This window comes from Kosakonia sp. LAM2021, assembly GCF_016620385.1.
Lineage (GTDB): Bacteria > Pseudomonadota > Gammaproteobacteria > Enterobacterales > Enterobacteriaceae > Kosakonia > Kosakonia sacchari.
Window position 1 is genome coordinate 69,353 of the sequence record NZ_JAENHT010000010.1, and the last position, 12,823, is coordinate 82,175.

General features: G+C 55.0%; 11 protein-coding genes. 7 read left to right on the forward strand and 4 right to left on the reverse strand.

The genetic code is table 11. The features are described from left to right. The first annotated feature begins 171 nt into the window (after positions 1–171). The 4 genes from JKP81_RS19035 to JKP81_RS19050 are packed head-to-tail and all read left to right on the forward strand — an operon-like array spanning position 172 to position 3,473. Positions 172–1,200: an isopenicillin N synthase family oxygenase gene (locus JKP81_RS19035; RefSeq protein WP_200552952.1), complete on the forward strand. Its 1,029-nt coding sequence runs from the start codon at positions 172–174 to the stop codon at positions 1,198–1,200. Positions 1,201–1,222: 22 nt separating this feature from the next. Further along, positions 1,223–2,029, forward strand: coding sequence for a MetQ/NlpA family ABC transporter substrate-binding protein (locus JKP81_RS19040; protein WP_200552953.1), 807 nt, complete (start codon positions 1,223–1,225; stop codon positions 2,027–2,029). Next, a complete protein-coding gene (locus tag JKP81_RS19045; protein ID WP_200552954.1) occupies positions 2,026–2,817 on the forward strand; it encodes a methionine ABC transporter ATP-binding protein in 792 nt (263 codons plus the stop codon). Before JKP81_RS19040 ends, JKP81_RS19045 begins: the two co-directional genes overlap by 4 nt. After that, positions 2,814–3,473, forward strand: a complete 660-nt coding sequence (locus tag JKP81_RS19050; RefSeq protein WP_200553055.1) for a methionine ABC transporter permease — start codon at positions 2,814–2,816, stop codon at positions 3,471–3,473. Before JKP81_RS19045 ends, JKP81_RS19050 begins: the two co-directional genes overlap by 4 nt. Before the next feature lie 2 nt (positions 3,474–3,475). Here JKP81_RS19050 and JKP81_RS19055 read toward each other — a convergent pair whose 3' ends face one another. After that, positions 3,476–4,846 (reverse strand): PTS transporter subunit EIIC, encoded by a 1,371-nt coding sequence (locus tag JKP81_RS19055; RefSeq protein WP_065369150.1) that lies wholly within the window; start codon positions 4,844–4,846, stop codon positions 3,476–3,478. Between the two features lie 274 nt (positions 4,847–5,120). Here JKP81_RS19055 and JKP81_RS19060 point away from each other — a divergent pair, with 274 nt between their 5' ends. Beyond that, positions 5,121–6,320, forward strand: a complete 1,200-nt coding sequence (locus tag JKP81_RS19060) for an enolase C-terminal domain-like protein (RefSeq protein WP_017459978.1) — start codon at positions 5,121–5,123, stop codon at positions 6,318–6,320. 2 nt (positions 6,321–6,322) lie between these two features. Here the strand turns inward: JKP81_RS19060 and JKP81_RS19065 are convergent, their stop codons facing one another. Next, positions 6,323–7,039 carry a GntR family transcriptional regulator gene (locus JKP81_RS19065; protein ID WP_017459977.1) on the reverse strand — a complete coding sequence of 239 codons (717 nt, stop codon included), beginning with the start codon at positions 7,037–7,039 and terminating at the stop codon, positions 6,323–6,325. Positions 7,040–7,138: 99 nt separating this feature from the next. Here JKP81_RS19065 and JKP81_RS19070 point away from each other — a divergent pair, with 99 nt between their 5' ends. Further along, positions 7,139–8,698, forward strand: coding sequence for an EAL domain-containing protein (locus JKP81_RS19070; RefSeq protein WP_200552955.1), 1,560 nt, complete (start codon positions 7,139–7,141; stop codon positions 8,696–8,698). Between the two features lie 43 nt (positions 8,699–8,741). Then, positions 8,742–9,287: a flavin reductase family protein gene (locus JKP81_RS19075; RefSeq protein ID WP_200553056.1), complete on the forward strand. Its 546-nt coding sequence runs from the start codon at positions 8,742–8,744 to the stop codon at positions 9,285–9,287. Positions 9,288–9,295: 8 nt separating this feature from the next. Here JKP81_RS19075 and JKP81_RS19080 read toward each other — a convergent pair whose 3' ends face one another. Continuing rightward, a complete protein-coding gene (locus JKP81_RS19080) occupies positions 9,296–9,649 on the reverse strand; it encodes a DUF1428 domain-containing protein (RefSeq protein ID WP_200552956.1) in 354 nt (117 codons plus the stop codon). A 60-nt stretch (positions 9,650–9,709) separates the two neighbouring features. Continuing rightward, complete coding sequence (locus JKP81_RS19085) at positions 9,710–12,784, reverse strand: beta-galactosidase (RefSeq protein ID WP_200552957.1); 3,075 nt, start codon at positions 12,782–12,784, stop codon at positions 9,710–9,712. Positions 12,785–12,823: the final 39 nt, after the last annotated feature.

Sequence of the window (12,823 nt, forward strand, 5' to 3'; positions counted from 1 at the left end):
AAAGCACATGATCCTGCCCGGTCATAAATTAGAAAAGAACGTTATTGGTTGAAGTGTTTGTCGTCAGGCAAGCTGTGACGACACCCAAATGTGAGGAAAAGAAAATGCGCTGTTGTTGCCCCCGAATCCTAAGCCAGAACCGACATCTTTTTACCGCCCCCGGAGAACACAATGACCGCGACAACACTGCCTATTCTCGATCTCGCCCGCTATACGCAACGCGCTGAGCGCGACACCTTTCTTGCCGAGCTGCGCCATGCCGCACGCGATATCGGCTTCTTTTATCTTATTAACCACGGCGTCGATGACGCGCTACAGCAGGCTGTCCAGCACGAAGCCCGGCAATTTTTTGCCCTTTCTGATGCACAAAAACAGCAAGTAGCGATGATCCACTCTCCGCATTTTCGCGGCTACAACCGCGCTGCATCAGAAATCACCCGTGGGCAGCCTGACTGGCGCGAACAGTTTGATATTGGCGCGGAACGCCCGGCTTTGCTGCTCAGCGAAGACGATCCGCGCTGGCGACGTTTACAAGGCCCAAACTTGTGGCCAGCGGCACAACCGACGCTAAAACCCGCCCTGCTTAACTGGCAACGGGCAATGACCAACATGGCAATCACCTTGCTGCGTGCCTTTGCCGAAGCGCTACAACTGCCAGCTAATGCCTTTGATGCGCTCTATGGCAGCAAGCCCAACGAACATATCAAATTGATCCGCTATCCCGGCCAGCAAAAGACGCAAAGTACACAGGGCGTCGGCGCGCATAAAGATTCGGGTTTCCTCAGTTTCCTGCTGCAGGACGAGCAAAAAGGGTTGCAGGTCGAAGTCGAACCCGGCCGCTGGATCGATGCGTTACCGCTGCCAGGCAGTTTTGTGGTCAATATTGGCGAGTTGCTGGAGCTGGCGACAAACGGTTATCTGCGCGCCACCGTGCACCGCGTGGTATCGCCCCCGGCCAGCCAGCAGCGTCTCTCTATCGCCTTCTTCCTCGGCGCGCAACTGGATGCCGTCGTCCCGCTTTACACACTGCCGGCTGAGCTGGCGCAAGAAGCGCGCGGGCCTGAGAGCGACCCACAAAATCCGCTACTGCGCGACGTGGGATGGAACTACCTGAAAGGGCGTCTGCGCTCCCACCCGGATGTGGCGGAACGCTATTACCGCGATGTGCTGCGCGAACGCACAGAACAACTGATCGTCTAATAACAACACAGGAACACACATCATGAAACATGCCGCATTCGCTCTGGCAGGGGTTGCACTGTCTCTTTCACTGGTCTGGTCTTCCGCCCAGGCTGCCGCCCTGCGTGTTGCTGCCGATCCGGTGCCACACGCAGAAATCCTTAACTACATAAAAAAGATCGACCCCAAACTGGATCTGCAAGTGGTAGAGCTAACCAGTGGCGCTAATGCCAACGAACTGCTGGCGAACGGCGACGTCGATGCGAACTATTTCCAGCATGTTCCTTACCTGAAGGATCAGGAAAAAGCGCTGGGTAAAACCTTTGCCGTCGCCGCGACGGTTCATATCGAACCTCTCGGCATTTACTCGCACAAATATAAAGATTTCAAATCGCTGCCCAACAACGCCACCGTAGCCGTTCCGAACAACGCGACTAACCTGAGCCGCGCGCTGTTCCTGCTGCAAGCTCAGGGGCTAATAAAGCTCAACAGTAAGTTCACCGACCCGGCAACTACGCAGGCAACACCGAAAGATATTGCCGAAAACCCAAAACATCTGAAGATCCTTGAGATCGAATCACCGCAGATCCCGCGATCGCTGGATGATGTCGATCTGGCAGTCATTAACGGTAACTACGCGCTGGAAGCCGGGTTAACCCCGGCGAAAGATGCGCTCGGCCTGGAGAGCGCGAGCCACAACCCGTATGCCAATATTCTGGTTACCAATCCGCAGTTGGCTAACGATCCGCGCATCAAAGAACTGGCGAAAGATCTCACTTCGCCGCAGGTGGCGGCGTTTATCCGTAAGCAATATAACGGCTCGGTGATCCCGGTCGCGCCGCAGTCATGATAGAGATTGAAGGGCTGAGCAAAACCTATGCCGGAACAGGCCGACCGGCGTTGAAAGAGGTCTCGCTGAGCGTACCAAAGGGAGCGATTTACGGCATCCTTGGGCGCAGTGGCGCAGGCAAAAGCACGCTGATACGCTGCCTTAACTTGCTGGAGCGGCCCACGGCGGGCCGTATTATTGTCAACGGCAACGACATCACACAGTTAGACAAAGCGGCATTGCGCGAGCATCGCCTGCGCACCGGCATGATTTTCCAGCACTTCAATTTACTGCATGCGCGCACGGTGACCGACAACATCGCCGTGCCGCTCGAAATCGCTGGCGTCGCAAAAGCGCAGCGCCAGGCGCGGGTTGAAGAGCTACTCTGGCTGGTTGGCTTAAGTGAAAAAGCCAATGCTTTTCCCTCGCAGCTTTCCGGCGGGCAAAAACAGCGCGTCGGTATCGCCCGTGCGCTGGCAACAAGGCCAGACGTGCTGCTGTGCGATGAAGCCACCAGCGCGTTAGATCCCCAAACCACCACGTCTGTACTTGAGCTGCTAGCAGATATCAACCAGAAACTGAAGCTCACCATTGTGCTGATCACCCACGAGCTGGAAGTGGTAAAAACCCTGTGCGATCACGCCGCGCTGCTGGAAAACGGCGAGCTTATCGAGAGCGGAAAAATCGCCGATTTGCTGGTCGCTCCGTGGTCAAAACTGCGCCAGACGCTATTGCACGATCCAAAAGCCGAACAGGCGTTTTTGGCCCGCCATGGTTTTAACGGGAGGCCGTTATGCGTGGTCGCATGAACTGGGACGATCTCTGGCCGCTGCTACTTAACGGCACGCTGGAGACGATTTATATGGTTGGGCTGGCGGCATTTTTCACCGTACTGATCGGTTTGCCCGTCGGTGTGTTGTTATTTGTCTCCCGCGGGAACGGGCTGGCGCCAATGCCAAAACTAAATGCCTTGCTGGGTGCGGTGATTAACTTTGGCCGCTCACTACCTTTTATTGTGCTGCTGATTGCGCTCATTCCCTTTACCCGCGCGCTGATTGGCACCACGCTTGGCAGCACTGCTGCCGTGGTGCCGGTCACCATCGGCGCGTTTCCCTTCTTCGCACGGTTAACGGAAAACGCGCTCGATGAAGTGGATTACGGGCGTATTGAGGCCATTCTCTCGATGGGTGGTAATCTGTGGCATGTGATTGCCAAAGCGCTGCTGCCGGAGGCGTTACCCACGCTGCTGGCGAGTATCACGCTTACTATCGTTATGCTGATTGGTTTCTCGTCGATGGCTGGCGTAATTGGCGGCGGCGGTCTTGGCGATTTGGCGATTCGTTATGGCTATCAGCGGTTTAACGATCAGGTGATGGTCGGCACGGTAGTGATTCTGGTGGCGCTAGTTCAGGGGGTACAAATGGCGGGCGACAGGCTGGTGCGCCGCCTGGCGCACCGACGATAAGATTACTCTTGCGCCTCTTTACCCACCAGCAAGGTGGTCAGCACAAACGACAGGACAAGCGCGATGATCACACCTGAAACCGCAAAGACAAAGTACGGGCCAATATAGGCCGGCAGGCTGAAAATGCTCGACAAAATATAGCCATACAGCCGCACGCCGAAGAAGGCGATAAACGCAGAGGCCAGCGAGCTTGCGACGGTGGCAGCAATAAAGGCTTTTTTGTAGCGCGTCAGTACGCCAAACAGCGCCGGTTCTGTTATCCCCAGCAGCGCGGAGATGGCCGCCGACAGCGTAACGGTTTTGTCCTGGCGGTTTTTACTCAACCGCCAGATAGCAAACGTCGCCCCAGCAATCGCCATGTTTGCCATAAACATCATCGGCATCAGCATGTCGTAACCGCGCTCGCTAAAATTCTGTAAGGCAATCGGCGTCATTGCATGGTGCATCCCGGTGAGGATCGCTACCGGCCGAATCGCGCCGACAATCAGCCCGGCAAAACTCGCTGACACGCCAAACAGCCCTTCAATAAACCACGCCAGCGCTTTGCCCAGGTAAATGCCAATCGGGCCAATCACCACTAGCGCCGCCAGCGCGCCGAGAAACAGCGTCAACGTTGGGGTAAAAACGGTTTTCAACACATCGGGCATGATGCTATCGACCCAGCGATGAATGTAACTCAGCGCGAGGATCGAGAAGATAACCGGGATGACGCTGGCCGAGTAGTTAAATACCGACACCGGCAGTGCGTTAAACAGCCAGAACGCGCTTATCGCACCATCCTGATGTGCCGCTAACGCTTTTGCCGCCTCAATTAGCGACGGATACATCAGGCAAGCGGCAACCGCCGCCGCGAGGTATTCATTGGTCTTGAATATTTTTGCCGCCGAAACCGCGAGGAAAAACGGCAGAAAATAGAAAACGCCGCTGGCGATAAGATCGATAACCATCACCGTATCGCTTTTCGCCGACACCACTTTTAGCGCAATCAACCCGGCCAGCAGCCCTTTGATCATCCCCGCGCCAGCAATGGCGGGCACAATCGGCCCAAACACGCCGGATACCGTATCCATAAACATCGACACCAGGCTTTTGCGCGCTTTCCCCTGCCCTGCGGTTTGTTCTGACGTTTTGCCCAGCATAGCCAGCAGTTGTTCGTACCAGCTATTCACTTTTGGGCCAATCACAATCTGGAACTGGTCGCTTTGCAGTTGCGCCCCCAGCACGCCCGGCAGTTTTTTGATTTCGTTCTGATCCACTTTATCGTCGTCGATCAGGTCAAAACGTAAGCGTGTCATACAGTGCCAGACGTTGTTGATATTATCCCGTCCGCCCACCAGGCGAATAATATTGCCGATGGCTTCTTGCGTCCCCATAAAAACTCCTGCCGGATGTTGTCGTTTTAATCATTGCCACAAATGGTAGAGAAAGCCAAATCTTAAAACAAACCAATAAAATATGAATTTCGTCACAATTAGCAATTAACAAGCAACGAAAACACATCAAACCTTAAATTGGTTCGGTTTTTAATTAAAAAAGAAAGTAATAACTGACCAAAAAATTTATTCAACAAAACAGTTTACCTTTCGCCAAAATTAGGGCGAAGATAATAGCCCTCACTCGCTTATCTCACGTTGTAAAGGAGCTCCCGTGACGCCCACGCTTATCCAGAATATCGAATGTTTTATCACCCGGCCTGACCGCCACAACCTGGTGGTAGTGCGGGTGACAACCGATAAAGGCATCACAGGGCACGGTTGCGCCACCTTTCAGCAACGTCCGCTGGCGGTAAAAACGCTGGTCGATGAATATCTGAAACCCTTGTTGATTGGCCGCGATGCCAACCATATTGAAGATCTCTGGCAAATGATGAACGTCAACGCCTACTGGCGTAACGGCCCCATCATGAATAACGCCATCTCCGGCGTTGATATGGCGCTGTGGGATATCAAAGGTCAGTTGGCGGGCATGCCGCTGTATCAATTGCTCGGCGGGAAATCACGTGATGCCATTGCCGCTTACAGCCATGCCAGTGGCGAAACGCTGGAAGAGTTATTTACTGCGGTCGATAAACTGGCAGCTCAGGGCTACCGGCATATTCGCTGCCAGCTCGGTTTTTACGGCGGTACGCCTGCGCAACTGCATACGCCGGAAAATCCCACAACCGGCGCCTATTTTGATCAGCAGGAGTACATGGCCAACACCGTGGCGATGTTTAAAGCGTTGCGGGAAAAATACGGTTATCGCCTGCAGATCCTGCACGATGTTCACGAGCGCTTATTCCCGCAGCAGGCGGTGCAACTGGCGAAGCAACTTGAGCCGTATCAGCCTTATTTTATTGAAGATATTCTGCCGCCAGCGCAAAGCGCCTGGCTAGATCAAGTGCGCCAGCACAGCAGCGCACCGCTGGCGATGGGTGAGCTGTTTAACAACCCGGCGGAGTGGCACGAGTTGATTGTGAATCGCCGCATCGATTTTATCCGCTGCCACATTTCACAAATTGGCGGCATCACACCGGCATTAAAACTGGCGATTCTGTGCCAGGCATTTGGCGTACGACTGGCCTGGCACGGGCCTGGAGATATGACGCCCATTGGTGTGGCGGTGAACACGCATTTGAATATTCATCTGCATAATGCGGCGATCCAGGAGTATATCCCCCGTTCCGCCAGCACAGACGCGGTTTTTCCTGGCGCGCCGGAAGTTAAAGATGGGTTCGTTTACGCGCCGGAAAAACCGGGCATTGGTGTGAGTTTTGACGAACAGCAAGCGCTGGCTCGCCCTGGTATCTATCGCCCACATGAGTGGACGCAAAGCCGCCTTGCCGACGGCGCCATCCACACGCCGTAACGTCAGCCGCCGCCCTGGCGGAAGGTGAGATTTTCGCGGTTATGCGGGATGACATACGTGCAGGTGTAGTTGATATCAATAATGTCGCTGATCTCATACACCTGTCCGCCTTCCAGGATGCCGCGATTACTGATGTGCATTGCCGGGCTGCCCTTTTTACATCCCAACAGCGCCGCCTGTTCGCGACTCACGCTCACCGCCCGGTAGGTGGTCAGCAGATGTGAAATCCGGTAGCCTTTGCCCAGCACATACTGCTGGATCGAGCGTTCAATGACCTGCTGGTTGAGATCGGCAAACCCTTCCACCGGCATGCGGGAAATCTCAATCTGTACCGCTTGTTCGTCGACAAACCGCAAGCGGCAAAACTGCCAGATAAAGCTCTCCTCGTTCAGGCCAAAGATTTGCTGTTCATCGCGATCCGGGCGCTTTTTATGCAGGCTAATCATGCGGAAACGAATCTGATCAAAACGCTTTTCGGTAATGGAGTTGTAAACCAGCGGATTGTTGCGCGCCTGCTCGTTAATCCAGATGCCGGAACCCTGCACAATATTCACCACACCAATACTCGCGAGTTTTTCCAGCGCCTGTCGGATGGTAAAGCGTGAAACGCCATACTCCTGAGCCAATTGGCGTTCAGGTGGGAGTTTGCGCGGGCCAGGCGCACTGATTTGATAAATTTTGCTTAGCAAATCCTGGGTCACAAACTCTTTTTTCTTCATCCTTTCTTTCCTGAAAGAAAACAATCGCTGCCGCGTGTTATAACATCAGCGGCTAAAAGATACTCCTCGTTTATCAGTATCAAAGAAGGATTTTTGATCATGACCAACCGACGACTGATGAGTCTTGCGACAGTTGCTCTGGTGCTCGCCATTTTCCTGCCGGTGAGCCTGAGTATCTGGATGAGTCACCGCCAGGCTGAAGAAAACTTTATGAATGATCTGGACATGTACTCCACTCTGGCAGAAATGCGTAGCCAACGCGTCATCAACCAGAGTAAAGCCGCGCTTCGTGAGCTGGATGCCTACGACGGCGCGCCCTGTACGCCCGAACATTTGTTGGCGATGCGGCGTATTTCTTATTCGTGGCGCTATGTGCGTGAAGTGCTGTATATCGATGGGCTGCAACCGCTCTGCTCATCACTGCAAGCCGATAGCCACATTCCACCTTTCCCCGAGCCTGGAAAAATCACCTCCGATGGTTTTCGCGCCTGGCTGACTCGCCATAACGATTTGGGTCTGGCGAAATATATGGTCGCGATCGGCAGCGCGCATTATGTGGTGATGGTCGATCCGACGTCGTTTATTGATATTTTGCCGCATGGCACTTCCCCCGTTTATATCGCGCTTATCAATACCAAAACGCACCAGCGCATTGCCGGAAGCCCCCGGCTGACTGCGGCCAGGCTGGCACAAATAAACCAGCAGGGACCAACGCGCATCATGGCCAATGGCGAGGTCTACCGGATCCAACGGGATGCGGACATGGGGCTGGCAATTGTCACCTGGATGGCGATTGCGCCGCTGGAAAAAAACTGGCACCGATTATTGATGGTTTGGTTGCCACTCGGTTTGCTGGTAAGCCTGCTGCTCGCTTTTGTCATGTTAAGGCTGCTGCGCCGTTTGCATTCACCGCGTGCGCAGTTGCAGGACGCTATTCACAGACGCGAAATTACCGTGTTTTTTCAACCCATTGTTGAGCTTGATAACGGCAAGATAGTCGGCGCTGAGGCGCTGGCACGCTGGCGGCAGAAAGATGGCAGTTACCTTGCACCAGATATTTTTATTCCCCTGGCGGTGCACAGCGGCCTGATGCCACAGCTGACAAAACTGGTGATCGAAACCGTATTTTCCACCCTCGGATCCTGGCTGCATCAACACCCGGACCAGCATATTTCGATTAACCTTGAGCCTGCTGATCTGCTTGATCCCACACTGCCACATCTGCTGGCGCGTCTGATCGCCCAGTGGCAACTTTCTCCATCACAAATCGCTTTAGAACTCACCGAACGCGGTTTCGCCGATCCGGCGGTGAGCGGCCCGGCAATCAGTGCGCTACGCGCCGCCGGACACGCAATTTATATTGATGACTTTGGCACCGGCTATTGCAGCCTGAGTTATCTGCAAAACCTGGATGTCGACATCATCAAAATCGATAAATCGTTTGTCGATGCGCTGGAGTACAAAGCCGTGACGCCGCACATCATCGATATGGCGAAAGCGCTCAGGTTGGCGATGGTGGCGGAAGGCATTGAAACCGAAGGCCAGCTTCAGTGGCTAAAGAAGTATGGCGTGGAATACGGCCAGGGCTGGCTCTACAGCAAAGCGCTGCCGCCTGACGCGTTTATTCAGTGGGCGGAAAACAACCTGCACGCCGCCTAGTTTTGCTACGGTTAAAAGTGGTTTAACACGCGGAGGAAGCATGATGAAAAAGCAATCCTGGCCGCTGCATGATGTCCGGCACTGGCTGGAACCCGGACCGGTGGTGCTGCTCAGCAGCCACTGGCAAGGGCAAAACAATATTATGACCCTCGGCTGGCACACGATTCTGGAATTTTCGCCGTCGCTGGTTGGCTGCATGATCTCAGCGGGGAACGCCAGTTTTTCGCGCATTCGCCAGAGCGGTGAATGTGTGATTAATCTGCCGGAAGCCAGCATGATCGATACCGTTTCTCGCATCGGTAACTGCACCGGCGATGACGTCGACAAGTTCGCGGAATTTGGCCTGACAGCAGAAAAGAGCGACAAGGTCAGCGCACCGTCGATAAAAGAGTGTTTCGGGCAGTTCGAGTGTCGCCTCTACGATGACGCGATGGTGGAGAACTATAACTTCTTTATTTTTGAAGTGGTTGCTGCGCGGGTTAACCCCCAGCCGGAGTGGCCGCAAACCCTGCACTATGTCGGTGGGGGCGTATTCCGTGCAGATGGCGACGTGCTGGAGCGCAAGGCACTGTTTACCAAAGTTTCCTGAGCGGCCACTTATTCGTCAAGAATGGGAACGAAGCCCCCGTAAATCATGCGCTTGCCATCAAAGGGCATCTCGTTGCCCAGCTCGCGCATCCGCGGGTCAGCCATGATTTTTTGATTCGCAGCGTCGCGTATCTCTTTTGACGGGTATTCAATCCAGCTGAAGACCACCTCTTCGTTGTCTTCAGCTTTCACTGCCATGCGAAAATCGGTGAAATTACCGGCGGGAACATCGTCCGCCCAGCATTCGACAATTCGCGTGGCGCCAAACTCTTTAAACAGCGCGACAGACTTCGCCGCTAACTGGCGGTAGGCCTCTTTTTTATCCGCCGGTACGGCAACCACAAAACCATCAACATACTTCATGAGTTGACCTCCGAAGTGGCCGTGCGGCAGGACAGCCCCACCGCATCAGGCCCGATAAGTTTAGTCTTGCCGCCAGCAAAAGGCGTAACGCACCTTGTCCGTGTTGAGAATAAACTCCGCCGACACACTTGGGCTCCAGGAGTCATCGCCGCCAACGCCCATATGGAACGCATCGACATGCAACCAGCAACCGGCCTCTTCACGCAGTAAATGGTGATGTGTGGTTTCGCGCAGTTGCTTATCGCTGTATCGCCCCAGCGAGAAGTGGAAATCGCCGTCCAGTCGATGCGCGCCATAGCGCAACATGCGCGTATCACAACGCAGGCCGTTCTCGCCGGGGAAAATATAGGGCGTATGCAGCGCGGCAAGCGGCAATGTCCACAATCCCTGCCGCGCTGCCAGTTTACGGTCGGGGTAGTTTTCATGCGGCCCTAACCCTAACCAGCTTGCCTGTGCATGGTGTTCTGCGAGCTGGCAGACCAGACCAACACGCGCCGGTGGCGGAATATCGGTTGCCACCTGCACCTCCACATCACCGTGCAATACACCGTCGCTATCAATGCGCCAGCGCTTGTGGCTGATAAAAGCCGTTTTTCCCGCGCCTACCCAGCAATGGCCCGTATGAATAACGACTTCCGCCGTCCCCTCTTCCGCCTCGCAATAGAGCAACTGTGCGTGCAGGTCATACATGCCAGCCGCTTTCCAGCGCTCCACCCAGGCATTGGGATCAATACGCGTCACTTCGCTGATACCGATATCGTTATCCAGCGGCGCGCGGGCAAAACAGTCCGTTAGCGGCGTTAACAGTGTTGGTTGCGCATCGCGCCACCACTGCACCAGGTTGCCACTTTGGCGACAGAACTGCCAGCGCTGATGATCGGCGCTTACCGTGTAATCCAGCTCGCTCGTCTGCAATGCTGGACGCGCACCTCTTGCCACGCGCGGCGCGCTATACAGCGGCGCAGGTAAACGCCACTGATCCCACGCGCAAAGATGTTCCGCCGCCGACCAGCGCGTTGCCGCCCGCTGGAAAACATCGACATTCAGCCACACTTCCCCCGGTGCCGCATGCAACTCAGGGAGCGTAAGCGCAATTTTCTGTTTTCCTTGCGGTGCGATATCAAGTGCGGTTTCTCCCTGCGCCAGTACCTCTCCATCTCGCTCCACGCGCCAGCGCAGGAACTCATTATCGGTGGCGCGGAACAGGTATTCGCTCTCCACCTCAATAACCAGCGGCTGCGTACTCAGCAGGCTGAACTGGAAAAATTGCTGGGCGCGCTGCGCTTCATACAGCGCCGGATGCGGTGTGCGGTCCGGGAAAACCAGCCCATTCATACAGAATTGTCGGTCATTTGGCGTATCGCCAAAATCGCCGCCATAAGCCCAGAACGGTTGCCCGTTCTCGTCCGTTTTTGTTAGCGCCTGGTCGACCCAGTCCCAGACGAAACCGCCCTGCAAGCGCGGCGCGGCGCGAAAGGCCTGCCAGTATTTGGCAAAGCCGCCAAAGCTGTTGCCCATCGCGTGGGCGTATTCACATAAAATCAGCGGACGATTTTCATCCGGCAGACCGATCCACTTTTTGATCGACCACTTCGGCACCGCCGGGAATGGCTGATCTTGGTCAACGCGTGCATACATCGGGCAAACAATATCGGTCGCGGCGGTATTCGCCCCGCCACCTTCATACTGCACCGGCCGCGTCGGATCGGTGGTTTTCAGCCAGCGATAGAGCGCATCGTGGTTCGCGCCGTGCCCGGACTCATTTCCCAGCGACCAGATGATGATTGACGGATGGTTACGATCGCGTTGCACCATGCGGGTTACGCGTTCACTCATTGCCGGCAACCAGAGCGGATCGTCAGCGAGACGGCTCATTGGCACCATACCGTGGGTTTCGATATTGGCTTCATCCACTACATATAAACCGTATTCATCGCACAACTGATACCACAGCGGGTGGTTAGGATAGTGAGAGCAGCGCACCGCATTAAAATTATGCTGTTTCATTAGCTCAATGTCGCGACGCATGGTGGCTTCATCTATCGCCTGCCCGTTTTCCGGGTGGTGCTCGTGGCGGTTAACGCCACGGATCAGCAACGGTTTACCGTTGAGTTTCAGCAAGCCGTTACTGATTTCAACCTGGCGGAACCCGACATTACAGGCTTCCACCTCCAGGACATTTCCCTGCGCGTCGAGCAGTGTGAGCGTCAGGCGATAAAGATGCGGCGTTTCGGCGCTCCACAACAACGGGGAAGCCACCGGCAACGTGACGTTCAGGCGCTCCGCCCAACATCCGCGCTCATCAACCGCTGCACTACCCGGCGTTTGTTGCGCTTCGGCAACTTTCTCTTCCCCTTGCCATAAAACAAAAGCGACGCGGCAATCGGTAAAGTCGCCTTCAAGCCGGGCATTAACCTGCAACTGCGCGTGAGTCAGCTGCGCATTTAACTGCGTAACATGATGAAAATCGGCAATCCGCGTGGCCGGTTTATGTTGCAAAACGACATCGCGAAAAATGCCGCTCATCCGCCACATATCCTGATCTTCCAGGTAGCTACCATCACACCAGCGCAACACCATCACTGCCAGCCGGTTCTCTCCGGCCTTGAGCGCGTGGCTCAAATCAAACTCAGCAGGCAGTCGGCTGTCCTGTGAGTAGCCGATCCACTGCCCGTTACACCACAGATAAAAAGCCGAGTTTACGCCATCAAAAACAATACGGGTTTGCCCGTGCGCCAGTTCAGCCTGGCTCACCTCAAATGTGAGCGAGTAACAACCGGTCGGGTTTTGTTGCGGTACAAACGGAGGATTTACCGGGATCGGATAAGTAACATTGGTATAAATCGGCGTATCGAACCCCTGCATTTGCCAGTTTGAAGGGACTGGCATTGCCACCGCGTCAGCACAATCCTCTTCGATCCACCCCGCCGGCACCGCTTCAGGCGCAGCGAAAAAACTGAATTGCCATTGACCGTTGAGTAAGCGACGTGCAGGCGATGGCGCGTTGTCGCGCGCAGATGCTTCATCGCGCCAGCTGCGCATCGGCGCATGCGCCGCTAAACGGTGCCAGTGCGTGAGGACCGGGTTTTCCCAGTCGCGACGGGAGAGAATCGAATTTAACGCAGAAGCTGACATAAAAACCTCATTTTGCGAAGCGCTCACAATTAAAGGCAC